General features: G+C 41.3%; 19 protein-coding genes and 1 tRNA gene. 15 read left to right on the top strand and 5 right to left on the bottom strand.

What is annotated here, in order from left to right; genetic code table 11:
* Window positions 1-157: 157 nt before the first annotated feature.
* Both A6J60_RS03465 and A6J60_RS03460 read right to left on the bottom strand, forming a co-directional pair.
* Complete coding sequence (locus tag A6J60_RS03465) at window positions 158-1,927, bottom strand: L-lactate permease (protein ID WP_096064749.1); 1,770 nt, start codon at window positions 1,925-1,927, stop codon at window positions 158-160.
* Window positions 1,928-2,371: 444 nt separating this feature from the next.
* Window positions 2,372-2,680: a glutaredoxin family protein gene (locus A6J60_RS03460; RefSeq protein WP_227526045.1), complete on the bottom strand. Its 309-nt coding sequence runs from the start codon at window positions 2,678-2,680 to the stop codon at window positions 2,372-2,374.
* Between the two features lie 128 nt (window positions 2,681-2,808).
* On the opposite strand from A6J60_RS03460, the gene mtgA reads away from it, so the two are divergent.
* The 3 genes from mtgA to A6J60_RS13360 all read left to right on the top strand — a co-directional run bounded on the left by mtgA (window position 2,809) and on the right by A6J60_RS13360 (window position 6,478).
* The gene (mtgA, locus tag A6J60_RS03455; protein WP_096064748.1) at window positions 2,809-3,486 is read left to right on the top strand and encodes a monofunctional biosynthetic peptidoglycan transglycosylase; all 678 of its coding nucleotides are present in this window, start codon (window positions 2,809-2,811) and stop codon (window positions 3,484-3,486) included.
* 329 nt (window positions 3,487-3,815) lie between these two features.
* On the top strand, window positions 3,816-6,065 hold the full coding sequence (gene ppk1 / locus A6J60_RS03450) for a polyphosphate kinase 1 (RefSeq protein WP_227526044.1): 2,250 nt from the start codon (window positions 3,816-3,818) through the stop codon (window positions 6,063-6,065).
* Between the two features lie 245 nt (window positions 6,066-6,310).
* The gene (locus tag A6J60_RS13360; protein ID WP_193778019.1) at window positions 6,311-6,478 is read left to right on the top strand and encodes a hypothetical protein; all 168 of its coding nucleotides are present in this window, start codon (window positions 6,311-6,313) and stop codon (window positions 6,476-6,478) included.
* 152 nt (window positions 6,479-6,630) lie between these two features.
* Here the strand turns inward: A6J60_RS13360 and A6J60_RS03445 are convergent, their stop codons facing one another.
* The gene (locus tag A6J60_RS03445; RefSeq protein ID WP_096066449.1) at window positions 6,631-7,404 is read right to left on the bottom strand and encodes a tRNA-(ms[2]io[6]A)-hydroxylase; all 774 of its coding nucleotides are present in this window, start codon (window positions 7,402-7,404) and stop codon (window positions 6,631-6,633) included.
* A gap of 699 nt (window positions 7,405-8,103) precedes the next feature.
* Here A6J60_RS03445 and A6J60_RS03440 point away from each other — a divergent pair.
* From A6J60_RS03440 to ispD, 12 genes are all read left to right on the top strand, one after another.
* Window positions 8,104-10,308 (top strand): malate synthase G, encoded by a 2,205-nt coding sequence (locus tag A6J60_RS03440; protein ID WP_096064747.1) that lies wholly within the window; start codon window positions 8,104-8,106, stop codon window positions 10,306-10,308.
* A gap of 424 nt (window positions 10,309-10,732) precedes the next feature.
* Window positions 10,733-11,830, top strand: a complete 1,098-nt coding sequence (locus tag A6J60_RS03435; protein WP_096064746.1) for a porin — start codon at window positions 10,733-10,735, stop codon at window positions 11,828-11,830.
* Between the two features lie 560 nt (window positions 11,831-12,390).
* Complete coding sequence (locus A6J60_RS03430) at window positions 12,391-13,494, top strand: porin (protein WP_096064745.1); 1,104 nt, start codon at window positions 12,391-12,393, stop codon at window positions 13,492-13,494.
* Between the two features lie 232 nt (window positions 13,495-13,726).
* Window positions 13,727-14,725 (top strand): porin, encoded by a 999-nt coding sequence (locus A6J60_RS03425; protein WP_096064744.1) that lies wholly within the window; start codon window positions 13,727-13,729, stop codon window positions 14,723-14,725.
* A gap of 362 nt (window positions 14,726-15,087) precedes the next feature.
* A complete protein-coding gene (locus tag A6J60_RS03420; protein ID WP_096064743.1) occupies window positions 15,088-16,716 on the top strand; it encodes a CTP synthase in 1,629 nt (542 codons plus the stop codon).
* Window positions 16,717-17,124: 408 nt separating this feature from the next.
* Complete coding sequence (gene kdsA, locus A6J60_RS03415; RefSeq protein WP_096064742.1) at window positions 17,125-17,985, top strand: 3-deoxy-8-phosphooctulonate synthase; 861 nt, start codon at window positions 17,125-17,127, stop codon at window positions 17,983-17,985.
* 81 nt (window positions 17,986-18,066) lie between these two features.
* Window positions 18,067-18,321 carry a cation transporter gene (locus tag A6J60_RS03410; RefSeq protein ID WP_096064741.1) on the top strand — a complete coding sequence of 85 codons (255 nt, stop codon included), beginning with the start codon at window positions 18,067-18,069 and terminating at the stop codon, window positions 18,319-18,321.
* A gap of 86 nt (window positions 18,322-18,407) precedes the next feature.
* Window positions 18,408-18,632 carry a copper ion binding protein gene (locus A6J60_RS03405; protein ID WP_096064740.1) on the top strand — a complete coding sequence of 75 codons (225 nt, stop codon included), beginning with the start codon at window positions 18,408-18,410 and terminating at the stop codon, window positions 18,630-18,632.
* Window positions 18,633-18,700: 68 nt separating this feature from the next.
* The gene (locus tag A6J60_RS03400; RefSeq protein WP_096064739.1) at window positions 18,701-21,007 is read left to right on the top strand and encodes a heavy metal translocating P-type ATPase; all 2,307 of its coding nucleotides are present in this window, start codon (window positions 18,701-18,703) and stop codon (window positions 21,005-21,007) included.
* Between the two features lie 296 nt (window positions 21,008-21,303).
* Window positions 21,304-22,620 carry a phosphopyruvate hydratase gene (gene eno / locus A6J60_RS03395; protein ID WP_096064738.1) on the top strand — a complete coding sequence of 439 codons (1,317 nt, stop codon included), beginning with the start codon at window positions 21,304-21,306 and terminating at the stop codon, window positions 22,618-22,620.
* A gap of 183 nt (window positions 22,621-22,803) precedes the next feature.
* Window positions 22,804-23,160: a septum formation initiator family protein gene (locus tag A6J60_RS03390; protein WP_096064737.1), complete on the top strand. Its 357-nt coding sequence runs from the start codon at window positions 22,804-22,806 to the stop codon at window positions 23,158-23,160.
* Window positions 23,160-23,861: a 2-C-methyl-D-erythritol 4-phosphate cytidylyltransferase gene (ispD, locus tag A6J60_RS03385; RefSeq protein WP_096064736.1), complete on the top strand. Its 702-nt coding sequence runs from the start codon at window positions 23,160-23,162 to the stop codon at window positions 23,859-23,861. The genes A6J60_RS03390 and ispD overlap by 1 nt, the downstream gene beginning before the upstream one ends.
* A gap of 236 nt (window positions 23,862-24,097) precedes the next feature.
* Here ispD and A6J60_RS03380 read toward each other — a convergent pair.
* Window positions 24,098-24,173: transfer RNA gene (locus A6J60_RS03380), tRNA-Glu, on the bottom strand.
* A 213-nt stretch (window positions 24,174-24,386) separates the two neighbouring features.
* A complete protein-coding gene (rnt, locus tag A6J60_RS03375; protein WP_096064735.1) occupies window positions 24,387-25,214 on the bottom strand; it encodes a ribonuclease T in 828 nt (275 codons plus the stop codon).
* Window positions 25,215-25,295: the final 81 nt, after the last annotated feature.

Genomic DNA, 25,295 nt, shown 5'->3' with positions numbered 1-25,295 from the left:
TATTTATATGGATTCTAGGCATTTATACATCAAATTATATAATAAAAACCATATAGATAATACAAAGGCAGCTTTACTAAAACATTAATAAGAGATTTAATGTCAGAAATAAAGCTGCACTTTGAAATTTATTCAACACATAGTAAAAGTAACTGTACTAGGCGTTAGTTTTTGACTTATCAAGCTTACTTGATAATGACATGATTACTAAGAAAGATATTGGCCAAACAATGGCTAATAACCACCATGCCATACCACCAAATACAACAGCCATTCCTAAGAAACCAGCTTGTACCACATAATAAATCATAGCCACAAGTGTTTTACGAATAACATAGCCTTCTTTATTAATAAGACCAACTACCGCACAAGCTGCAACAACATTATGTACAGATATCATATTACCAGCAGCACCACCAATAGCTTGCAATGCAACAACTTGAGCAGCAAGGTCAGTACCTAAACCAATTTGACTTGCCGTTGACCACTGAAAGTACGAAAACATCATGTTACTAACAGTGTTTGAGCCTGCAATAAATGCACCCATAGCACCAATCCATGGTGAAACAAGAGGCCAAGTTGTTGAAAATGCCTCACTAGCGCTTTGTGCTAGAAGAATAGGCATAGCTGGTAAGGCGGTTGTTAATTCGCTAGCTGAACCTGAGTTAATGAAAACTTGTACCATCGGTACAGACAGCAATAGAGCTGGAGCTGCAGCAATCATTGTCTTAGCAGAGCTTGACCAGCTACGTTTAATCGATTCTTTATTCATTTTATAAATGAAAATACATAGTATTGAGGTAATAAGCAAAATACTACCAGGAGAATAAAGTAATTGAATTTTACTAGATATGGTTGTACCAAATAAATTAGCAAATTTAATAGTGGCCATGTCTCCAACTAGAAATGCTTTTAATGGTGCAATAACACGAGTAGTAATAAGCAGTAAGATAACAATAATATAAGGTGAGAAAGCTCTTATGACTGAAAATCTTGGTGCTACTGTATCATCAAACTTCTCTTCTTGTAGTGATCCAAGCCATTCTTTATCCCAGCTCTCTCTAGGACCAAAATCAAAAATTTCTTTAGGCATCAAAAAACCACGCTTTGCAGCAGGCACAACAATCATTAGACCAATAAACCCACCTACTAATGAAGGAAACTCAGGGCCTAAGTACTTAGCAACTAAGAAGTAAGGTACGGTAAAGCAGATACCAGCAAATAAAGCAAAAGGCCAAATCTTAAGCCCTTCAACAAAAGACTTTTTCTGTCCAAAAAAGCGTGTCAAAAATGCACTTAAAATAAGAGGGATAAGAACACCGATAACAGCATGGAAAAAACCAACATTTGCTGTAATTTGTAATAAGTAATCGGCAACTGTGGTCGGCTCAATTGATTGTGCCAAATCTTGTTTATTATCTATACCTGACCATACACCGACTAGCAAAGGCGTACCAACTGCACCAAAAGATACAGGCGTTGACTGAATAATAAGTACAGTCATAACAGAGGCCATTGCTGGAAAACCAAGAGCCAATAGTAAAGGAGCGCCAACAGCAGATGGTGTACCGAAGCCTGATGATCCTTCTACTAATGAGCAGAATAGCCAAGCTACTATAATGGCTTGGACCCGTCTATCAGGCGATATGTCCATAAAACCTCTACGGATAGCGATAATAGCACCACTTTCCTTTAAGGTGTTTAGTAACAAAATAGCGGTAAAAACAATAAACAAAATGGTTAATGCAACAATAATACCATTAGTTGTGGCTGCTGCAACTTGAGCACCGCTAACATTCCACACAAACAATGCTAATAAAGCAGTGACAATGTATGATGCACTCATCGCGTATTTAGCGGGTAGTCGTAGCACAACCAGTAATAAGAAAACAGTTAAGATTGGCGTTAATGCCAAAAATGTGAACATAAAACTTCCTTGTAAAAGGTATGTTGAAAGAGATGCATGGTTAAGGTTAATAACGAGCAAGGGTATGTCAAGTTTAGGGTTCTAAAAGTTTTTAGAACAAGATATTACAGAATATTTATAATAAATATGGTTTGTGTGAATGTCATTTTGTGCAATATGTTTCTGATATTGTTTTGACTAAAACTTAATTGATTAAGATTGGACTAGTTATCTTGATTTAGTTAGTGAGGTCTAATCAATCAAGCCAACAAACGTTTGCCAATTAAAACCCAGTAACACAAGGCAGCTTGCAGAGCAAGACAAGTAAGGCACAACGTTTTACAAAAAGGTATTTACCCCATGCATAGTGGCTGCTATTGAATTGGGTAAATAGAAATATTCTAGACAGGTATTGGGACAAAATATCACTTATTGTAAACAAAAGTCTATCAAGAGTTATGCATTTTAAATTAATTGTTGTAAATCGACAAGAGAAAATGGAAAGTTTAGTTGTTTTTTTGGCGTGATAACAACTGGAATGAGGGTAGCAAACTGGGTCATCAGCTGTTCATCAAAGTCAGCAATATCGACCAGTTGAAAGTCAATCGGATAAACGCCTTTGAACAACTGAAGCATTTGCTCAGCGTCATTGCATAAGTGGCAGCCAGCTGTGCCTAGTAGCCACCAAGACTGTGTATCTAAAGGTGTATTAGAAGCATATGCTTGTTGTGAGATAAGATGGCGAGTGGCTGTGATGTTAGTAATATCAGTCACAAAAAGAGCTCCTAAAAAAAGAATCTTACGGTTAGCATAAAAAGGTTAAGATAAAAAAGACAACTACCAGTATAGCGCCAGTTAGTTTATCATTGTTTGTATTTTAATCGATAGCTGAGCCAAATATTATGACGGCAATTTCTAAATTTTTTAAGCGTTTGTTTTGGGCGTTTATTATTCTGTTTGTGGCTTTCTATTTGGGCGTTGCCAGCTTATTGTTGGTCTGGAAGTCGCAGCCCATCAATAACAGTATGTTTATGCTAGCGCATCGCATTGGCGGCGGTGACGTGACCCAAACTTGGGTAGAGTATGACGCCATTGCCAAGTCAGCAAAACAGGCCGCAATTGCCAGCGAAGATGGGCGCTTTAGCACTCATAATGGCTTTGATATGGAAGGTATTGAAGCGGCTATGAAAAAGAATGAGAGCAGTGGTACGGTATCGGCTGGCGGCTCAACCATTACTCAGCAGTTGGCAAAAAACTTATTTTTGACCTCGCATCGCTCCTATGTGCGCAAAGGTATTGAAGCCACCATAACCATAATGATTGAAGCAATGTGGGATAAGCAGCGTATTTTGACCGCTTATTTAAACGTGGCCGAATTTGGTGAAGGTATCTACGGTATTGAAGCGGCAGCACGCCACTATTTTAATAAGCCAGCCAGCCAGCTAAATCGTGATGAGTCAGCACTGTTAATCAGTATGCTCACCAATCCAAAGTATTATCAAAAGAATATGAATGCCAAACGTTTACGCAATAAGCAACGCATTATTATGCGCCGTATGAATAGTGCTGCTTTGCCATAATTCTGCTTTGCTATAACTTTGCTATTGACATTATTTGTTAATAGTTGGCTGTCATACTAGGATAAAAAACAATCAGCAAAGGCTAATCACCGACAGCAGTTCTGATGTGACCGTCCAAATGTCTGGTATAAATGCCTGATGTAAATACTAGTTTAAAAGAACTGCTAACTGACTGTCATTGCACTGTTAAACAGATGATGTTAATAGTTAAATAGATAGCTTAAAAGAAGATAACTTGAAAAAAGGTTAGATAGAAAGCTAAATAGATAGTTAAAAGCTAAAAGTATACTAAATAGATGATAACGAATCGATAAGGATGGCAAAAAGCTATGACCATAAAAGCGAATTCCACTAATAACAGCACGCAAAAAGCCACCGCCAATAGTAATGCAGCTGCCAGCAACAAGGCTGCTAATAAAGCAGAGTCGAAACCGCTGACTCAACTAGATTGGGTACGTTACGATGATGGCACTTATTCGCCTAACTGTTATATCAACCGTGAGCTGTCTTGGTTACAGTTTCATTTACGCGTCTTGGCACAAGCAACCAACCCTCGTCACCCTTTATTAGAGCGTCTATTTTTCCTGATTATTTTCTCCTCTAATATGGATGAGTTTTTTGAGATACGCGTTGCCGGTTTGATGCAGCAGCTTAATCATGGCAATATCTCGCATAAGCCAGATAAGATGCGCCCTAGCGAAGTGTTGGAAGAAATATCAGAAGTCGCTCACAAAGCCATCGATGAGCAATACCGCATCTTAAATAAAGATATCTTGCCGGCGCTGGCCAAGAAGGATATCCGCTATCTGAAGCGCAATGAATTAAATGCAGCACAAGCGCAGTGGATGAAAGAGTACTTCATGGAGCAGGTGATGCCGGTACTGACCCCAATCAGTATCGATCCGGCGCATCCATTCCCACGTTTGGTCAATAAAAGCTTAAACTTTATTGTGAGCTTAGAAGGCAAAGATGCGTTTGGCCGTGATATCAATTTGGCCATCGTGCCAGCGCCACGTAGTCTGCCGCGAGTGATTCGCTTACCCGATGAACTAACCGGTGGTAAAGAGCACCACGTCATGTTATCCGCTGTGATTCATGAACATGTCGGTAAGCTGTTCCCAGGCATGAGTGTTACAGGCTGTCATCAGTTCCGCTTGACCCGTAACGCGGACTTAGAGCTGGCGGACGATGTTGAAGATATTGCCAAAGCACTAGAGGGCGAACTGAATAATCGCCGTTTTGGTGATAAAGTTCGCTTAGAAGTGACAACCAACTGTCCGCCAGAAATCAGTGACTATCTATTAACTGAGTTTGGTTTGCATAAAAATCAGCTGTATCGAGTCAATGGGCCGGTCAACTTAACCCGTTTGTTGTTCGACTTTGATGTGCCTGAGCTTCGCTTCCAGCCATTTTCACATGTGATGCCAAAAGCCTTTAGACGTGAGTCGTTTGATAAAGGCGAGAGCATGTTCACTGCCATTCGCCGAGGTGATGTATTGGTACATCACCCGTATGAATCTTTCAACCCTGTGGTGAATATGATTTGGCAGGCGGCGCATGACCCTAAAGTATTGGCTATTAAGCAAACCTTGTACCGTTCGGGTAAAAACTCTGAAATTGTCAAAGCACTAGCAGCAGCGGCCAGAAATGGTAAAGAGGTGACTGCTATTATTGAGCTACGTGCCCGATTTGATGAAGCGTCTAATATCGAAGTAGCCAATATGCTGCAAGAAGCCGGTGCTGTGGTGGTTTATGGCATCGTAGGCTATAAGACGCATGCGAAGTTGATGCTGATTGTACGCCGTGAGGACAATCAGATTCGCCGTTATGTGCATCTAGGCACAGGTAACTATCATGAGGGTAATGCCAAAGCTTATACTGACTATGGCCTATTCACTTCAGACCCTGATATGTCAGAAGACGTGCATAAAATTTTCCAAGAATTAACCGGAATGGGTAAAGCAGCTAACGTCAGTAAGTTATTGCATGCTCCGTTTACGCTACATACGCAGTTAATGAGCTTTATTGACGATGAAATAGCCAACGCTAAAGCGGGCAAAAAAGCACACATCATTGTTAAATGTAATGCGCTTACCGAGTCAAACTTAATTAATAAGCTATACGATGCCTCGCAAGCAGGAGTCAAGATTGAATTGATACTGCGCTCTATGAGCTGCATTAGACCGCAAGTTAAAGGTCTATCAGAGAATATTACAGTGCGCTCAGTGGTTGGACGCTTCTTAGAGCACACTCGCGTTTATTACTTCTATAATAATGGTAAAGAGCGCTTGTACTGTGGCAGTGCGGATTGGATGAGCCGCAACCTGTTCCATCGTGTCGAAGTGGCATTCCCGATTGAAGATCCTAAGCTATTTAAGCGGGTATTTGAAGATGGCTTAATTAGCTATTTACGTGATAATGTTCAAGCTTGGGAATTGCAGGGCGATGGCAGCTGGGTATCTGTACAGCCGCAAAAAGATGAGGCTCCGTTTGTTGCTCAAGATTACATATTGCAGAAAATCAATCATGTGTCTGATCTAGAACAGAAGTCAAATTCGAACGGTAATGCGAAGCGTTAACATAGCATAAGCTAACTAGGGATAATTTGACCTACTGCAGCCTTATACTGTGATACTAAAAAAGCAACTTTGATTACAAAGTTGCTTTTTTTTCAACAATTTTAAACACAACACTACGTATTTGATATGGTTACCAATCGCCAGTCAGCGCTAACATAGATGATATGTAGTAAATAACGCATTAAATAAAGAAATAAGCACAAAATAAACCAGAGCTAGATAAATACGAACAAAAGGAGCCTGTTATGAGTAATGATAAAGCACATCAGTCTGACGTAAAAAAAGCAGCAGAGAATACGGATCCAAGCCAGTTAAATGACAATTTAAAATCAGAAAATACCGATAAAGCTCAAAATTTATCAGATGATGAGCAAACACCGTTTATCGAAGACGATCTACGTACCGATAAATAGTAAAAATGTATTAAGTACAAGTACGTATAAAAAATAAGTCAAAAAAGGCAGTCCAAATTTTAGTGGGACTGCCTTTTTTAATCTCTGTTATTAATGATATTGGATGTTTGTGATATTAGTCTAAAGTTGCTATTAGTCAAACAAGCCAAGCGTTAAGCGGGCACGCCACTGTGGAATCTTAGCTCACTATCAGGGCTGGTAATCAGTTCAGCTTCAACTTCTCTAAAGAAGGCAATGCGTTGATCCACATCCAACGTCTGTGCATCGCTGTTGATACTGCCATTGGTCGCCTGCTGAAATTGATCAAAGTCGATAGCAGCAGTAGCGGTCGCATCAGAGTCAGCGCTGTCAGATTTTGGCAGTTTAGGCTCAAGCGAGCGGGCGAGGGCAATATAATCCTCATAGTGACGGCTCTCTGACTTTAATAGATAGCGATAGTATTTGGCCAATCTTTCATCATCAATGACTTCACTTAATGCCGCAAAGCGCTCGCAAGAGCGGGCTTCAATAAACGCACCAATAATCAGCACATCAATCATGGCTGCCGGCTCAAAGGTACGCTTATGTTTTAGCATACCTTTAGCATAGCGGCTGGCGGGCAGGTGACGCCAAGCTTGCCCACGCTCTTGCATAATACCGACCACTTGTTCGTAATGCAGCATCTCTTCACGAATCAGCTGAGCCAATTTTAACTGCAAGTCTTGATGGAACTCATAGCGGAAGATAAGGTTCATCGCTGTACCGGCAGCTTTTTTCTCACAATTGGCATGATCTTGCAGTAATGTAGGAATATCTTGTAAGGCAGCATCTAGCCAGGCTTGCGGCGTTGCAGCACCCAAAAACTGATGAATGTGTGAAATGTCTGTTTTTGCAGGGGCATGTACCGTGTTACTGCTGTCGTTAATTAGCGAATCGTTGGTTGGCATCTGTGCTGATTGTTCAGTATCTACTCGATTAACCGTCATAATTAGGCTCTTTGATTTAGACTCTTTAATTTATGTTGTTTGATAGCTTTGATAGCGTTGTGCTATTTAGGTTAGCACTGAGCGTTGGCTTAAATTTTTTGCGTAAATTTGAGGATAAAAGATATTGTAGCAAATAAACGCTGCAGCGATGGGTTAGCAGGTTAGATTTGGCAGTTTTTTAGAATTAACAATAAAAGGTTTTTTGTGGTAAATGGTAAAAATAACAGCCGTTGTCAATAAGCTGTCATGCTGAAAATGATAGGGTGTAAAACCAAGCTGCGCTCATACACAGTAAGCAACATCAAATGGATAAAGGCCAAACATTTATTTACTAAATGACTGTTTCTTGTTTATTTATATAAATGATAGTAGTATGAGAATGAGATAACCCAAATCGGATTATCCATCAGTAAAAGCGTATCTATCTGGTGCGCAAGCTAAGTCTGCTGTACTCGCTTAATGTTTATCCTCTATATGGGCTGTTAGAGACAGCTGCAAAATTATAGCGACAACCAATCTAAAATATAAGGTCAAGCACACCCTCTTTAGACTTGTCTTATAAGCCTCAGCAAAGACCAGGAAGCTTTAGCTTAGAATTAGCTTACAACCAGAGACACCAGATTCACTGATAAAAAATTCACCAATAAAGGATTTTATGCTATGAGTAACTCTGTTAATAATAATCAGAATCGCGTTCAAAAAGGCATCCTTGCTATTGATAGCCAGCTTTATAACTTTATCGAAAACGATGTGCTACCCCGTGTTGGTGTGGAATCAGAGACTTACTGGAAGAACTTTGCTGATATCGTCGAGAAGTTTACCCCACGCAATAAAGAGCTATTGGCTAAGCGTGATGAGCTACAAGCCAAGATTGATCAGTGGCACTTAGATAACCCTGCCAAAGACGGCGAGATCGATTATCCCAAGTATAAGCAGTTTTTAACTGATATCGGTTATTTATTGCCAGAAGGCGATGACTTTGAAGTATCAACCGAAAATGTTGATCCAGAGATTGCTAGCATCCCAGGTCCACAGTTAGTTGTACCTGTGCGTAACGCTCGCTATGCACTAAACGCAGCCAACGCGCGTTGGGGTAGCTTCTATGATGCCCTATATGGTACTGACGTTATTGATACCGCAGACGGTAAAGACAAAGGCAGCAGCTATAACCCGAAACGTGGTGCAGCAGTTGTGGCCTATGCCAAAGCTTTCTTAGATGAGAACTTTGCTTTAGCGCAAGGCAGCTATACCGATGTCACTGGCTTTAGCGTCGAAAGCGGCGAGTTAAAAGTTGCTCAAGGTGACAGCACAACCTCATTAAAAGACAGCGCTCAGTTTGCCGGTTACGTTGGTGATGCCGCAAATCCAAGTGGCGTATTGCTTAAAAACAACAATCTACACGTAGAAATCCAAATTGATGCCAGCCATCCAGTGGGTAAAGATGACCCAGCACATATCAAAGATGTGTTATTAGAGTCAGCAATCACTGCGATTCAAGACTGTGAAGACTCAGTTGCTGCTGTAGACGCAGAAGAGAAAGTAGAAGCATATCGCAACTGGTTTGGCCTAATGAATGGCGACTTAACCGAAACCTTCACCAAAGGTGGTAAAGAGCTAACCCGTAAGCTAAACCCAGACCGTGAATACACCACGCCGGATGGCGGCAAGTTGGTATTACCAGGCCGTGCGGTACTATTAATCCGTAACGTGGGTCACTTAATGCAAAACCCAGCCATCTTGGTTGATCTTGGCAACGGTCAAGAAGAAATCTTTGAGGGTATCATGGATGCGTTAATCACACCGCTATTGACCATCAATGACATCAAAGGCAAAAACGAGCGCTCAAACTCACGTGAAGGCTCAATGTATATCGTTAAGCCAAAAATGCATGGTCCTGAAGAAGTGAAGTTTGCTAATGATCTATTCGCAGCCGTTGAAGATGCGCTAAGCTTGCCACGCAACACTCTAAAAATGGGTGTGATGGATGAAGAGCGTCGTACCACAGTGAACCTAAAAGAGTCGATTCGTCAGGCTAAAGAGCGTGTGATCTTCATTAACACTGGTTTCTTAGACCGTACTGGTGATGAAATGCACACCAGTATGAATGCCGGTCCATTCGTACGTAAAGGTGAAATGAAGTCACAAGCGTGGCTACCTGCGTATGAGCAGTGGAACGTTGATATCGGTATTGAAACCGGTTTAATCGGCCGTGCTCAAATCGGTAAAGGTATGTGGGCGAAACCAGATGAGATGAAAGAGATGGTTGAAACCAAATCGAACCATCCACAAGCGGGTGCAACAACGGCATGGGTACCGTCACCAACTGGCGCGACACTGCACAGTATCCACTATCATCAAAACAACGTACAACAGATTCAAGAAGGCTTTAAGAACCGTGAGCGTGCTAGCCTAGATGACATCCTAACCATTCCATTGGCGAAAGACACCAACTGGAGCGAAGAGGAAAAACGTCAGGAGCTGGATAACAACGCGCAAGGTATCCTAGGTTACGTTGTACGCTGGGTAGATCAAGGTGTGGGCTGTTCTAAAGTACCTGACATCAACAACGTGGGCTTAATGGAAGACCGTGCAACGCTGCGTATCTCAAGTCAGCACATTGCCAACTGGTTACATCATGGTATTGTTACCGAAGAGCAGGTAATGGAGTCTATGAAGCGCATGGCGAAAGTAGTTGATGAGCAAAACCAAGGCGATCCACTATATCGCCCTATGGCTGATAACTATGACAACTCTATCGCGTTCCAGGCAGCCTGTGACCTCGTATTTAAAGGTCGTGAGCAGCCAAGTGGTTACACTGAGCCATTATTACATGCTGCACGCTTAGATCTAAAAGCACGTGGCTAATGCTTAATTAATAAAAAACCTGATTAGTTGGTGTTTCCCCGCTAAATATCTTATTTAGCGGGTTTTTTTATGTGACAGATTTGTTAAACAAGCTGTTATTAAAAATTAAATGATCATTTATTTAAAAATATGTTGCAAATTATTGCAGAGTTGCTATGATGTTTTACAAAGTATGAGTTTAGTAAGTAAATATTTCTTTTAAGTTAACTATTTAATTTTATTGTAACAAAATTAAGTTATGTTAATAAAAAATGTCTCTTATGTAGATTGTTTTAAATAAGAATATTTATTACGAGGTTTATATCGCATGAGGTTTTAGCTACTTTGTCATCGCACACAAATGCCAAAAATAGTTGGAATGTTATACCAATTTAGGGAATGGCTGATTACAGCTATCCCAAAACTAAAAAAATGGAGTTTACCCATGAAAAAACTACTTTTGGCATCAGCCATCGCCGCTGTTTCAGTAACCGCTTTTACCGCAGCTAATGCAGCTCCTACAGTCTATGGTAAAGCGTTCGTAACAGTTGATTATGTTGATTCAGACCTAGATTGGTCTGATGAATTCATTGCTCAAGATAATGTAAGAATTGCTGAAGCAAACATTCTTCGAAGAGCCGCTGGTAAAGATGATCTTCCTTTCCGTATTGACCTAAACGATGATGAAGTTGCTATTAACTCAAATGGTTCACGTATTGGCTTTAAGGGTGCTGAGCCGATTACTGCATCAACAGACGTAACTTATCAAATGGAATACGGTGTTGACATCGACGCTGATGATTCAAAAACTCTAAAACAACGTACTACTTATTTGGGTCTTAGAAATGATTCACTGGGTGAGTTTCGTATAGGTAACTTAGTATCTCCACTAGATAGCGTTAACAACGTGACAGTAACTCAAGGTTATTGGAGTAATCTAGGGGTTAATAATACTGAGCCAACCCTTGCTGAAGCATACACTATGTCTGATGCAGGTCGTATGTCTAACTCAATCTTGTGGTTAGCGCCTAAATATAATGAGATGCCACTAGAATTGGCGCTTATGTATCAAACGGAAGAAGATGGCGAAGACGGCTATGCTGCTTCATTGATGTTTGACCAAGGTACTGGCTTTACAGTAGGCGTCGGTTATGATGATGATCTTGCAATTGATGGTGATATCTTACGTGGTACGGTAACAGTTGATTTAGCTGAAATGTCTGGTTTACCACTTACTCTAGGCGCTTTATATCAAAAAGCTGACTTTGACACTACAGATAATGATGAGAAAGGTTTTGTTATCTCAGCTGAAATGGGTCTAGCTAACTTTGCTAAACCAGCCACAATCTATGCTCAATATAACAATGTGTCTGATTTAGCTGGTATCGAAGATCTTGATTCAGATCAGTTTGTAGTTGGCGGCAAATACTTTTATCAGAAAAATATGATAGCCCATATGTATGCTGGTTATAATAATACCGAAAATAAAAATGGTGAATCTGATCTGTTAGCTGTTGGCGGTGGTTTAGAATATAAATTCTAATCATTCGATGGTAACACTATTATAGTCGGTTGATATTTATTAAATTAATATTTAATTGAAAATCAAAGGGTTACTGATAAGATTTAGTTCATTGATAAGTCTGCTGTTTATAAAAGTCTACCTTAAAAAGGTAGGCTTTTTTACGTCTAGCGCATATTAATTTAGTAAGTTTATCTAAAATATATAAATGATAAATTAAGTTAAAATTTAATGTGACTCAAGGGTTTATAAGGGTGGTGTTAAAAAAATGTTGCAAATTATTGCAAAGTTGATATCCTTATTCCTGAAGTATAAGTTTGGTGAAAGATGTAACAGAATTATTAATTAGGTTGTTTCTGTATAGGTTAATAGCGTCAAAAGCACTATTTTTTTACGAAAACATCCTTATTTTAACAAAAATGTCACATCAAATCGCCATACTGCAAACATTTCTGAACTTCTGGTCAGAGTATTTCTTTCATACCAAATTATTGGAATTAATTATTTGGTTTTATAGCAAGGATGGGTGTTAGCTTTTTAGAGCAGCCCGTAACTAAAATTGTAAAGTGGAGAAACTTCCCATGAAAAAACTACTTTTAGCATCAGCTATTGCTGCTCTATCTGTACCTGCTGCTCAAGCAGCACCAACATTCTATGGTAAACTGTTCATGACAGTTGACTACGTGGATGAAGAAGCTGACAGAGCTTACTACTGGCATGAGCAAGATGGATTTAAAGAGACTGGTGGAAAGTACGATGAAAATGGTACTCAAATCAACTCAAATGGTTCGCGTCTTGGTATTAAAGGTTCTGAGCCTTTAAGTGCTAACACTGATGTTATCTATCAATTAGAGTATGGTGTTGATGTTGACGCTGACGATCATAACTCTTTCCGTAACCGTGACACGTTCCTAGGTATCAAAAACGCAACATTTGGTGAGTTCCGCGCTGGTCACAACCAGTCAACTACTGACTACATCAACAACGTTATCGTAAACGAAGGTTACTGGGACAACTTAGGTTCTACTAAGCTAGATGGCGAACAAAATGCTGCTGCATTGAACATGGCTGACAGTGGTCGTGTATCCAACTCTTTAGTTTGGAAAGCACCTCAAATTGACGGTGTTCCATTACAGTTCGCTGCTATGTACGCTAATGATGATGATATCAAAGGTGAAAATGACGGCGGTTGGGGTGCATCATTAATGTTCGATCAAGGTACAGGCTATACTGTAGGTATCGCTTATGACGACGACGTTAACATTGCTGGTGACTTAATTCGTGGTACTGCAACTGTAGATTTAGGTGCTATGAATGCTGGTGTACCAGTAACTTTAGGTGCGTTATATCAACAAGCTGACTACGACTGGGCAGGTTCAAAGAAAGAAAAAGGTTATATTGTAAGTGCATCAATGGACTTAACAAACTTCACTAAGCCTGCGATGATTTACGCTCAGTACAACAACACTTCTAACTTAGGTGGCGTTGATAACTTTGACTCAGACCAGATTGTTGTTGGTGGTAAATATTTTTATCGTAAAAATGTAATTGCGCATGCTTATATTGGTCAAAACAAAGCAGATAACATGGTACTTGAAGTTACTGATGATGGTCAAACATATACAGGTAACTTTGGTGATGGTAAAGTATTCGCTGTTGGTGCTGGTTTAGAGTACAAATTCTAATCAGCTACTATCTGATTATGTTAAGCGTTAATGTTAAAAAGCTCATCCTTATGGGATGGGCTTTTTTTATTTAAGTTCAATCTGTTTTAACGCGGTTGTAACTTTATACTGTTTTAATACCAATACATTTTTTAAAAATGTAACACCGTTGTAATCCAAAGTTCCACCCATTATGCGCACTAAGTGCATGATTATTTAACTTAAATATAACTTTATAAAGTTGGAGTTTTAAATGATTAAACAAACGTTACGTACGTCTGTTTTTACCCTAGTAGCAGCATCAATATTCATTCCTGTTGCTCAAGCAGCACCAACTATATACGGCAAAGCATATCTTACTGCTGACTATGTCGATGTAGAGAGTGCGACAGTGGATGATGATGAACTGCAAATCAACTCTAACTCGTCACGCATTGGCTTTAAGGGCTCTGAAGCCATCACTAACAATACTGATGTCGTCTATCAGCTTGAATATGGTATTGATGTTGATGGTGATAGTGACAAAGCCTTCAAAAATCGTGATACTTACCTAGGTTTAGCCAATGAAAGCTTTGGTGAAATCCGTGCCGGTCATATGCAATCTACTACTGATTATGTAAACAATGTAACACCTGCGGCCGAAGCTGGCTTTTGGGATAACTTAGGTGGTGATGGCAACATGATTGATAGTGGCCGTATTGCCAATACACTTCTTTGGAAAGCACCAAAGATTAATGGCATGCCACTAAAATTTGCTGCTATGTATAGCACTGAAGAAGAAAATGGTGATGATGGTTTTGGCGCCGCTTTAATGTTTGATCAAGGTACCGGCTTTACGGCAGGTGTTTCTTATGAATCAGACGTTAACTTAGCAGGCGATCTTATCCGTGGTACTGCATCAGTTGACCTTGCAAAACTAGGTAACACCAATCTTCCATTGGTTATCGGTGGTTTGTATCAGCAAGCAGATATTGATGATAAAGATGAAAAAGAAAAAGGCTTTATCGTAAGTGCTGAGTATGGCTTACAGAACTTTAGCAAACCGGCTTCTGTATTTATCCAATACAACAATACTTCTGATGTTCGTGGTGATAAAGATGTCGATTCTGACCAGATCGTTGTTGGCGGTAAATACTACTATAAGAAAAACATCATCGCTCATTTATACGCTGGTCAAAATACGCTTGAAGTGCCAAACACCAAAGATCGTGACTTGTTCGCTGTTGGCGGCGGTTTAGAATATAAATTCTAATACACAGCTATCATTTAAGCTTTTAATTTGATTAAATAAGTAGTTGGTTAAATAATAAGTCAAATATTAATATAAACAGCTCATCTCAAATCGAGGTGAGTTTTTTTATGGGTGATGGGTTAAGATTGACCACTGATTTTATTAATCGAATCAGCGTTAAGCAAAGCCTCTGTCTGTACAGGCTATAAATTGTGTTTGTAATCTATAAAGTCTATTTTCAGTCCAAAACTATAGTTGCAACACCACAAACGCTGATAAATAGCATTCAAAATGATAGAACAACAACTTAATACAAAGTCAACCCTATATATTTTGCGCCAAATTTAGTAAAATCTCTTTTTACCAACTGCTGATTGATACTTATGACTAAATTTATATTTGTGACTGGTGGGGTTGTCTCCTCACTAGGTAAAGGCATTACTGCTGCGTCGTTAGCAGCGATTCTAGAAGCTCGCGGTCTTAAAGTGACTATGACCAAAATGGATCCGTACATCAACGTCGATCCAGGTACTATGAGTCCTTTCCAGCACGGTGAAGTCTTCGTAACCGAAGATGGTGCTGAAACTGATTTGGATTTAGGGTATTACGAGCGCTTTTTACGCCACTCAAAAATGAGTAAAACCAATAACTTTACCAGTGGCCGTATTTATCAAACCGTTATTAACAAAGAGCGTCGTGGTGATTACTTAGGCGGAACGGTACAGGTTATTCCGCATATCACAGATGAAATTAAGCATCGCATCCGCGCCAGTGGTGAAGGCCATGATATCGCCATTATCGAGATTGGTGGTACGGTCGGTGACATCGAGTCATTACCATTTATGGAAGCGGTACGTCAGATGCAAGTTGAGCTTGGCCGTAATAGAGCCATGCTGATGCATCTAACACTGGTGCCTTATATCTCTAGTGCCGGTGAAACAAAAACCAAACCAACCCAGCACTCTGTTAAAGAGCTGCGTTCAATTGGTCTACAGCCAGATGTGCTTATCTGCCGCTCAGAGCATAAGATTGGAGAAGACAATCGTCGCAAAATCGCTCTGTTTACCAATGTAGAAGAGCGTGCGGTTATCATGTGTGAAGATGCGGATACTATTTATCAGATTCCACGCACGTTATATGAGCAAGATTTAGATGACTTAATCTGTGAGCGATTTGGTATCGATGCACCAGAAGCCGACCTGTCTGACTGGGATAAAGTGGTAGATGGTTTGCTTAATGCCGAAGGTAAGGTAACGGTCGCTATTGTCGGTAAATATGTCGAGCTACCAGATGCTTATAAGTCTATTAACGAAGCGTTATTGCATGCCGGTATTACCCATAAGACGCACGTAGATATCGATTATATTGATGCTGAAGCGCTTGAAACCGATGACAGTCTATATCAGCGTCTACAACAAGCTGATGCGGTATTAGTACCGGGCGGTTTTGGTGAGCGCGGTAAGTTAGGTAAGATGCGTGCCATTACTTATGCGCGTGAAAACCAAGTACCTTATTTGGGTATTTGCTTAGGTATGCAGCTGGCCGTTATTGAGTATGCACGTAATGTATTGGGTCTAAGTGCAGATTCAACCGAGTTTGATCGTAAAGCCAAAGAGCCTGTTATCGGCCTAATTACTGAGTGGGTTGATGAGCGCGGTGAATTGCAATTACGCAGCGATGAGTCTGACCTAGGCGGCACCATGCGTTTGGGTGCACAAAAAGCTGAACTGGTTGAAGGCTCTAAGCTACAACAAATTTACGGCTCTAAGCTAATCACTGAGCGTCATCGTCATCGTTATGAGATGAACAACCGTTATATTGAGCCATTAGAAGCAGCTGGCATGACTATATCTGGTTACTCTGCTAAGCAGCATTTGGTTGAGTCGGTTGAGATTGGATCGCATCCTTGGTTTGTTGGGGTTCAGTTCCATCCTGAATTTACCAGCTCGCCACGTGAAGGCCATCCATTATTTTCAAGCTTCATTGGTGCAGCGATTGATTCTCAAAAATAGACGCGCACTATGATTTGCTGGTAATAAAATAAGTAAGAGAGGTTGGATTTCGGTCTAACCTCTTTTTTCTATTGAGCCATTGGTTGTTTAGTTTTGTGGTACTGCCTTTATTGTTGTTACTCATGCCCTTATATAGATGATAGCCTAACCCTACAAAACCATAAATCCATAAACCTATAAGCCTAAAATTAGTAATTGCCTGATGCTTACTAAACATACTGGACTAAACTTAATAGAGCAGGGCTTGGGTATCTTCTATTCTATTTCATTTATCACCACCAGCTATAATATAATAGACAGCTAATATAATAAGGCGTGCGTTAGACAGTTTAGACAGCAACGGTTAGACTAGTCTAAGCCCATCACAATAAATATCTATCTAATCCATTAATAATAAAAGAGAGCATTATGAGTGAGTTAACCACCGCAAAATCGCATCTACAATTAAATGATATCCGCATTGGTAATGACCAGCCATTTGTGTTATTTGGCGGTATGAATGTGCTTGAGTCCAAAGAGTTAGCGTTTGAGATTGCAGAAAGCTATATCGATATCTGCGAGCGTCTGGGCATTGGCTATGTATTTAAAGCCAGCTTTGATAAGGCTAACCGCTCAAGCCTGCACTCATTTCGTGGACCTGGATTAGAAAAGGGCATCGATTGGCTGGGTCAAATTAAAGAAAAATACAATGTGCCTATCATCACAGATGTGCATGAACCATATCAAGCTGAGCCAGTAGCAGAAGTAGCTGATATCATTCAGTTGCCTGCCTTTTTAAGCCGTCAAACGGACTTGGTACAAGCGATGGCTAAGACTGGCGCTATTATTAATATTAAAAAAGCACAGTTTTTGGCACCGCATGAAATGCGCCACATTATCAATAAATGCTTGGAAGCTGGTAATGACAAGCTGATCTTGTGTGAGCGTGGCACCTCGTTTGGTTATAACAACCTAGTGGTTGATATGTTGGGCTTTGATATCATGAAGAAAATGGATGTGCCAGTTTTCTTTGATGTGACACACAGTTTGCAGCAGCCAGGTGCACGCAGTGACAGTGCCGGCGGTCGTCGTGAGCAGATCAGTACCTTAGCACGTGCCGGTATGGCAACAGGACTTGCCGGTCTATTCTTAGAAGCACATCCAGATCCAGACGTCGCCAAATGTGATGGCCCTTGTGCGCTGCGTACCAGTCAGTTAGAGCCATTCTTAGCACAGTTAAAGCAGATAGATGACTTAGTAAAAGGCTTTAAGGTATTAGATACCCACTAAACGGGAATCTGAGTGTGGTGTATCTATAATGGTATAGATACACTGCCGCAGAAGAGTTAGCGAGATAAAAGGGAGTGTTTAATGGCTAAGCAAGTAGCAAGATTTGATATCGATAATATCGACGATACCGATGGTATTGAGAGCGTGGTCACTGCATTACAGAATATTGATGGGGTAACCCATGTTGAGATCAACGCTGAAAACAAGACAGGCGTGGTCCATTATGATGATGAGAAGACATCGGTGCATGCTTTTAAAGCGGCTGTCAATACAGTGGATTACATCACTCAGCCATTCCCTGAAGATGCACCACAAAATCCAGATAATGACAGATAGCTGGTGTAATATTGGCCATAACTTTTAAAGAATGAATAACATAATAAACGGCTAACAAATAATAAATAACCATTAAGGAGCTCATCATGGCATTAGAAAACCGTGTGATTAATATCGAAGGTATGACTTGTGGCGGCTGCGTGAAAAGCGTGGATAATGCAGTCAGTCAGTTAAATGGCGTACAAAATATAGAGGTTGATTTAGACGGCAATAAAGCGGCAGTCAGCTTTGATGCGCAAGCAACGTCGGTAGATGCAATTGTTGAAGCTATTGAAGAGGCTGGCTTCGACGCCAGTGTTGCAGACAGCTAGTTAGCAAAGCACTTGCGCTATATATAATCACCTTATCCTCTCTACTTTAACCTTTATTTGGTAATACTATGTCTGCGTCGCATTCTTCTAATCCCATCAATCTGCCAAAGCACAATCCTGAAACCCTTAGCAAAGCACAGTTTCAGATTGAAGGTATGTCGTGCCAAGCTTGTGCGACTCGTATCGAAAAAGTGCTCAATAAAAAGCCGGCGGTAGAATCGGCCAGTGTTAGCTTCGCTGGCGAAACATTGAATGTGTCTTATGACGCCTCGCAAGCGGATGCTGATCAGATTGCAGAGTGGGTGAGTAAAACCGGCTTTAGTGCCCAGCCTTTATTAAATAATGACATACCACAGCTACAAGAGCCGAGCACAGATTGGCGCCTAATTGCTATCTGGATTTGTATGTTGCCGTTTTTGGTCGGTATGGCAGGTATGCTGATAGGACAAGGTATGAGCTGGATGCCACCGTTATGGATACAGTTTATATTGGCGACTATTGTGCAGCTTGGCTTAGCCGGTCCATTTTATCGAAGTGCTTGGGCGTCTATTAAAGGTGGATTGGCCAACATGGATGTACTGGTGGTCATCGGCACCTTTACCATTTGGGCCTATTCAACCTATGTATGGATTCAAAGCCTACAAGGTTCTTATGCGCTGTCAGACATTATCGCGCAGCATGGTGCTCATGTGCCGGTATATTTTGAAGCAGGGGTGATGATTATCGCCTTTGTGAAGTTGGGTAAATATCTTGAGCTGCGTACTAAGCGCCATAGTTTAAACAGCTTAAACATGCTGCTAGAGTTAACCCCAACCACAGTAGAAAGATGGGTGATGGGTACAGACAGTGCTCAGCAAATTTCTGCAGCCGATACCGAGCAAACCAGTGAGCAACAAAGTAGCCAAAACTTTGAGCAGGTCAATTTAGAGGTAGTCAATAAAGGCGATATCTTACGTGCCAAACAAGGCGCTCGAATTGCTACCGATGGATTTGTGGTATCGGGAGAAGGCTGGTGTGATGAAAGCCATCTAACCGGTGAGTCGGTACCGGTGAGCAAAAAGCCAGGCGATAAAGTGCTGGCAGGTGCCATGGTAGACAATGGCAGTATCAACTATCAAGTGACTGCGACTGGCAGTGACACTCAGCTGAGCGATATGGTAAAGGCGCTAAGTGAAGCGCAAGGCAGTAAGGCCAATTTGGCACGATTGGCAGATAAAGTGGCTGCTATCTTTGTGCCAGTGGTTGTTGGGATTGCGTTATTGACCTTTGGGCTAACCTGGTGGTTTACCGGTGCCATGGATGCGGCTGTGCTTCATGCGGTATCAGTGCTGGTCATTGCCTGTCCTTGTGCGCTTGGTCTAGCAACCCCTGCTGCTATTATGGCTGGAATGGGAGTCGCCGCTCGTCATGGCGTTTGGTTTAAAGATGCTCAAAGCTTAGAGGTAGCCGGTGGTGTGGATACGGTAGTGTTTGATAAAACAGGTACGCTAACCAAAGGCAGCCCTCATATTGTTGACGCAATGATGGTTAACAAAGCCATTAACGCCGATGATGTATTGCAATTAGCGGCCAGTGTCGAGGCACATGCTAGCCATCCGTTAGCAACGGCTGTGGTCAATGCTGCTCATGACAAGGCGATTGAGTTATTGTCTGCATCAGAGGTGGATGTGGTAGCCGGTATGGGCGTACAAGCACAAGTTGCTGGATTTGGCTTGGTAAAAGTCGGTACCCCAGAGTTTGTGGGATTAAATCTGCCTAAGCAATTACCTAAAGTTTGGCAAATCGCCAGTACTATCGCGGTCAGTGTCGATGATGTTCCTTTAGGTATGTTTGCTCTAGCTGATGAGCTAAAAGAAGAAAGCCCACAAGCAGTGAAAGCTTTAAAAGCCGATGGCTTAGAAGTGGTGCTATTAAGTGGTGATAAGCCATCAGTGGTGAATCAGGTCGCTGAACAGCTGGAGATACCAGTGGCGCACGGCAGCTTAAAACCACGTGACAAAGCGCAGTGGATTGAGTCACATCAGGCCACAGGTCGTAAAGTGGCGATGGTAGGCGATGGTGTCAATGATGCGCCGGCAATGGCGACAGCTTATGCCAGTTTTGCGATGCTTGAAGGCACAGAAGTGGCCAAGCACAGTGCCTCAGCACGGTTGATGGGTGATTCGATTATGCAAGTGCATGCTGGGGTTGATGTGGCACGCGCGACGGTTCGTAATATTAAACAAAACCTGTTTTTTGCATTTATTTATAACTGTCTGGGTATTCCGTTAGCAGCGTTTGGCCTATTAAGTCCAATGATTGCTGCGGCCGCAATGGCTTTAAGTTCCATATCAGTCTTAATGAATGCGCTACGCTTGACCCGTTATAAAGTCTGATAATCTGATGTCCAAGATATTTAGATTTTATGCTATGATTACACACATGTTTTGTACCCTAAACTTATAAAACAATTTTGCTCAAAATAACGAGCGATCGATTAGTTTTTAGTATCTTTTTTAATTTTAATTTTGTACCATTTGTGAGAATTGACCACGTTAGAAAAACCTAATTAAAACCAGTAAGTGGCAATACTCAAACTGCCACATCCGTTTAAGATTAATAGGTTGTTGGCTTGTTTTCAAAATGGCTATCATTATTTAACCAGGATTTAACCAAGAGGCTTGTAGACGCTATGTACGCAGAAAATATTACTAATGCAGTAGAAATTCAAGACATTCGTGCCCGTGAAATTCTTGATTCACGTGGTAACCCAACCATTGAGGCAGACGTTATTCTTGCCGACGGCTCAATGGGGCGTGCAGCAGCACCAAGTGGCGCATCTACTGGCTCGCGTGAAGCGTTAGAGCTACGTGATGGTGATAAATCACGCTACCTTGGTAAAGGCGTTAGAAAAGCAGTTGCCAACGTAAACAGCCAAATCAGAAGTGCATTAATCGAAAGCGATGCCACTAACCAACAAGACATCGATAACAAGCTTATCGAACTAGATGGTACAGAAAATAAAGACAATCTAGGTGCTAACGCCATGCTTGCAGTGTCATTAGCAACTGCAAAAGCCGCAGCGATATCACAAAACATCCCACTGCATCAGTACATTGCTAACCTACGCAATCAAACCTCTTTGACCATGCCAGTACCTATGATGAACATCTTAAACGGTGGTGAGCATGCGGATAATACGGTTGATATTCAAGAGTTTATGATCGAGCCAACTGGCTTTACTAGCTTCTCAGAAGCACTACGTGCTGGTGTTGAAGTATTCCATAGCTTAAAGTCTGTACTAAGAGCGCAAGGCTTGAATACCGCAGTTGGTGATGAAGGCGGTTTTGCACCAGATTTACGCAGTAACGAAGAAGCCATTACCGTTATCATGAAAGCCATTGAGCAAGCCGGTTATCAGCCAGGTAAAGACATTCACTTAGCGCTTGACTGTGCCGCTAGTGAGTTTTACAAAAATGGTCAGTACATCCTAGCTGGTGAAGGCAATAAGAGCTTTGATAGCCAAGGCTTCTCAGATTACTTAGTTGGTTTAACTGAGCAATATCCAATTATCTCAATTGAAGATGGTCTTGATGAGTCAGATTGGGATGGTTGGGCTTACTTAACCAGCAAGCTTGGCAACAAAGTACAGTTGGTAGGTGATGACTTATTCGTAACTAATCCAGCTATCTTGCAAGAAGGTATTGATAAGAAGATTGCTAACGCTATTTTGATTAAGTTCAATCAAATCGGTACCTTATCTGAAACGTTAGATGCTATCTATCTGGCTAAGAAAAATGGCTATGCGACTGTTATCTCACATCGTTCAGGTGAGACTGAAGACAGCACTATTGCTGATTTAGCAGTAGGTACTGCTGCAGGTCAGATTAAGACCGGTTCATTATGCCGATCTGACCGTGTAGCTAAATACAACCAATTACTACGTATTGAGCAGCAAGTACATGCCAGCTACCGTGGTGGTGAAGAGTTTATTGGATTACGTGGTTAGTAAGCCGTTAAACGATACAATATATGTATAAATCAAACACCTAGGTAGCGATTGGTTCGTTACCTAGGTTGTTGTTATTTAGTTTTTGTTATTCAAAAGCCAGACTCTTTATTCTTTCAATGATCTTTACAACCTAAAGTGGCATGTTGTTCGCTTGAAGTTGTGACCAACCTAAGTCGTCCTATGAAATATTTTAGCCAATTCATGTTGCTTTTAATTGCTGTCGCAGTGCTGCTGGGCTTACAGTACCAGTACTGGATGGGCAAAAGTGGTCGTGGCAATTTAGAAGAGCTGCAAGTTGAGATACAGCAGCAAAAGCGGTTAAATGATCAAAAAATGGACGAAAACAAAGTACTTCTTGCTGACGTTAATGATCTTAAAAATGGTCTAGAAGCGGTAGAGGAGCATGCGCGTTTGGACTTAGGTTTGATTAAGCCAGGTGAGACGTTTGTGCAGCTATCAACTGCGCCAGTGACTCACAGTAGTCAACCTGCAGAGCCTGTAAATCCAGAAGATGCTGTCGAGAGTGTGCCTGATTAATGAGTAACTCGTCATCCCCTCGTGTTTTTAGTCTTATTGTCGCCGCTGGCAAGGGTAGCCGCTTTGGTTCATCGCAGCCTAAGCAATATACTCGGCTAAAAGGCGAAACCATCTTACAGCGCAGTGTGGCTGCGTTAGCTGACAGCAAATATATCGATGAACTGTTTTTGGTGATAGCCAGTGATGACACTCAGGCCAAAAACTTGTCTTATGCCTTACCGGTAACGTTTGCAGTAGGCGGTGCAGAGCGTTGGCAGTCAGTACAATCTGGTGTAACCCGTATTCTTGACGCAGGTGCTAGAGCAGAAGATTTAATTCTTATTCATGATGCTGCTCGCCCTTGTGTGTCGGCTAAGCATATTGATGCTGTTATTGAGGCTGCGTGTAGCGCTGAGTATGGCGCTATATTAGGCGTACCTGTAGCAGACACCTTAAAGAGTGTTGATTCGCAAGCCGTGATTGAGCGTACGGTCGATAGGAGTCAGTTATGGCAGGCACAAACCCCTCAAGTGTTCCGAGCGGGTATCTTAAATGAGGTGTTAAAGCATATTGCTGAGCAGGGCGTGATGATTACCGATGAGGCCAGTGCTTTTGAGTATATGGGCTATCCGATTCAGATGGTGCAGGGCAGTCGTCAGAACATCAAGTTAACTTATCCAGAAGACTTACAATTGATTGAAAGCATGCTGGAATCTAATTAGCTGAGCTATTGTGTAAACAGATTAGACCGGTAGCTTTATTTGAGTATTTATTTTAAAAACTAGCCTATCAATTTAACGTAACCCGTACAACGTAAAGATAGTCGTAATAAACAGCTACTAGATTAGATAGACTAAGATAAAATTAAGACAATAAAAAAAGCCAAACTCATTGAGTTTGGCTTTTTGGTTGTTAGTATTATCAACCGGATAATGACTAACTAGATATCACAAAATAGTGGTATCCCGTAGGGGATTCGAACCCCTGTTACCGCCGTGAAAGGGCGGGGTCCTAGGCCTCTAGACGAACGGGACACAGACCACTTCGACCGCTTTCACCGTTAATGTCGAAGTGGTGCGTATTCTAAAGAGTACGCCCTAGGTTGTCAACACTTTTTTTGAACTTTTTTAAAATAAATGCAAAAAAAGTGAAAAAAGTTAGAAAACAGTCAAATTAACACATGATTTGGATCTAAAACGCTCTGTAAAGACACTGGATAGATCCAAAGTTGAGTTAATAGCATCGGATTAGTCGTTATCTTCTGACTCGTTACTTTCAGTATTTTCTTCTGAATCTTCAGGTACCATTGAGTGCATCGCATTTTCTAACATTGGATAGCTGTTTAGAATGCGACAAAATAGCTCTGCTGTCTTTTGAGTGTCATAAAGTGCTGAGTGTGCCTCAGAGCCGCTAAAATCGATACCAGCGGCTTTGCAAGCGCGTGCTAACACTGTCTGCCCATAGGCAAGCGCTGAAAAGCTAACGGTGTCTAATACAGAGAACTGATGGAAAGGGTTTTGATTTTTACTATTGGTACGCTCAATAGCGGCATTCAAGAAAGATAAGTCAAAATGAGCATTATGACCGACTAAAATACATTTCATACACTCGTTGGCTCGGCGTACTTCTTTTAATGACTTAAAAATACGGCGCAGCGCTGGTTTTTCTTCCTCAGCAATGGCTTTTCGCATCGGATTATTGGGATCGATGCCAGTGAACTCTAATGCTCTTTGTTCAAGATTGGCGCCCTCAAATGGGTTTAAATGAGCATTGAGTGCTTCACCGGGATAAAACACGCCTTGTTCATCCATTAAGATAGGGATGCAGGCAATCTCTAATAGCGCATCAGTTGCGGCATTGAATCCGGCCGTTTCTACATCGACCACAACCGGTAAAAACTTACGAAATCGATCGACCAGTTTTAGCACCGGTTGCTGTGCAAAACCATTACCATTGAGCTGAGTGCTGCTAATTTGATCAGCGCTGGTCTGCTCACTACTGGTATTGGCACAGACCCTCGGTTCCGTCTGCTCTGATGCTGCTGTATTAGCTTCTGTTAAATTAGAGTGTGTCATAAATCAAAAACCGCAAATTAAATAAAGGATAAAAATAGAGGCCACGTTAATACGAGTAATAAAAACAGCGCTGTTAATCAT

This window comes from Psychrobacter sp. FDAARGOS_221 (genome assembly GCF_002313155.2).
Taxonomy (GTDB): domain Bacteria; phylum Pseudomonadota; class Gammaproteobacteria; order Pseudomonadales; family Moraxellaceae; genus Psychrobacter.
This window is presented reverse-complemented; position numbering and strand designations above follow the sequence as displayed.

Excerpts from the sequence above, each read along its gene's own strand:
- A6J60_RS03465 (WP_096064749.1), bottom strand. The coding sequence starts at position 1,927 with ATGTTCACATTTTTGGCATTAACGCCAATCTTAACTGTTTTCTTATTA.
- mtgA (WP_096064748.1), top strand. The coding sequence starts at position 2,809 with ATGACGGCAATTTCTAAATTTTTTAAGCGTTTGTTTTGGGCGTTTATT.
- ppk1 (WP_227526044.1), top strand. The coding sequence starts at position 3,816 with ATGACCATAAAAGCGAATTCCACTAATAACAGCACGCAAAAAGCCACC.
- A6J60_RS13360 (WP_193778019.1), top strand. The coding sequence starts at position 6,311 with ATGAGTAATGATAAAGCACATCAGTCTGACGTAAAAAAAGCAGCAGAG.
- A6J60_RS03445 (WP_096066449.1), bottom strand. The coding sequence starts at position 7,404 with ATGCCAACCAACGATTCGCTAATTAACGACAGCAGTAACACGGTACAT.
- A6J60_RS03440 (WP_096064747.1), top strand. The coding sequence starts at position 8,104 with ATGAGTAACTCTGTTAATAATAATCAGAATCGCGTTCAAAAAGGCATC.
- A6J60_RS03435 (WP_096064746.1), top strand. The coding sequence starts at position 10,733 with ATGAAAAAACTACTTTTGGCATCAGCCATCGCCGCTGTTTCAGTAACC.
- A6J60_RS03430 (WP_096064745.1), top strand. The coding sequence starts at position 12,391 with ATGAAAAAACTACTTTTAGCATCAGCTATTGCTGCTCTATCTGTACCT.
- A6J60_RS03425 (WP_096064744.1), top strand. The coding sequence starts at position 13,727 with ATGATTAAACAAACGTTACGTACGTCTGTTTTTACCCTAGTAGCAGCA.
- A6J60_RS03420 (WP_096064743.1), top strand. The coding sequence starts at position 15,088 with ATGACTAAATTTATATTTGTGACTGGTGGGGTTGTCTCCTCACTAGGT.
- kdsA (WP_096064742.1), top strand. The coding sequence starts at position 17,125 with ATGAGTGAGTTAACCACCGCAAAATCGCATCTACAATTAAATGATATC.
- A6J60_RS03410 (WP_096064741.1), top strand. The coding sequence starts at position 18,067 with ATGGCTAAGCAAGTAGCAAGATTTGATATCGATAATATCGACGATACC.
- A6J60_RS03405 (WP_096064740.1), top strand. The coding sequence starts at position 18,408 with ATGGCATTAGAAAACCGTGTGATTAATATCGAAGGTATGACTTGTGGC.
- A6J60_RS03400 (WP_096064739.1), top strand. The coding sequence starts at position 18,701 with ATGTCTGCGTCGCATTCTTCTAATCCCATCAATCTGCCAAAGCACAAT.
- eno (WP_096064738.1), top strand. The coding sequence starts at position 21,304 with ATGTACGCAGAAAATATTACTAATGCAGTAGAAATTCAAGACATTCGT.
- A6J60_RS03390 (WP_096064737.1), top strand. The coding sequence starts at position 22,804 with ATGAAATATTTTAGCCAATTCATGTTGCTTTTAATTGCTGTCGCAGTG.
- ispD (WP_096064736.1), top strand. The coding sequence starts at position 23,160 with ATGAGTAACTCGTCATCCCCTCGTGTTTTTAGTCTTATTGTCGCCGCT.
- rnt (WP_096064735.1), bottom strand. The coding sequence starts at position 25,214 with ATGACACACTCTAATTTAACAGAAGCTAATACAGCAGCATCAGAGCAG.